This is a genomic window from Streptomyces lushanensis (assembly GCF_001700515.1).
Lineage (GTDB): Bacteria > Actinomycetota > Actinomycetes > Streptomycetales > Streptomycetaceae > Streptomyces > Streptomyces lushanensis.
Window position 1 is genome coordinate 1 of the sequence record NZ_MAUD01000719.1, and the last position, 527, is coordinate 527.

Annotated in this window: 1 protein-coding gene; it reads right to left on the bottom strand. The window is 69.3% G+C overall.

Translation table 11 applies throughout. The annotated features are described in order from the left end of the window. On the bottom strand, positions 1 to 527 hold a 527-nt coding region (locus BFF77_RS32605; protein ID WP_281196681.1), incomplete at both ends, for a PEP/pyruvate-binding domain-containing protein.

Here is a 527-nt window from a genome sequence, read left to right on the forward strand (position 1 = left end):
TGGCGCTCCTGCTCCTGCTCCGGCGGCTGCTCCTCGCGCTCCTGCCGCTCCTGCCGCTGCGAGTCGATCGGCGCTTCCCGCGTACCGCCAGTCGACAGGGCGTGAACGACACGCTCTTTGACGGCGATCGTCTTCGCGACGACTTCGCCGTGTCGCACCTTGAAGACATCCGGGGTCACGAGGCCGGAGACCAGGGACTCGCCGAGGCCGAAGTCGGCCTCCACGGTGGCGATCTTCCGATTGCCGTTGACGGGGTCGGCCGTGAACAGGATGCCGGCCGCACGCGGGAAGACCATCCGCTGCACGACCACGGCCATGTGGACCGTACGGTGGTCGATGCCGTTCCGCCGGCGGTAGGTCACGGCCCGCTCGGTGAACAGCGAGGCCCAGCAGCGGCTGATGTGCCGAAGGACCGCCGTCGGCCCCACGATGTTCAGATACGTGTCCTGCTGACCGGCGAAGGAGGCCGTCGGCAGGTCCTCCGCCGTCGCGCTGGATCGGACGGCGTAGGCGGCCTGCTCGCTGAA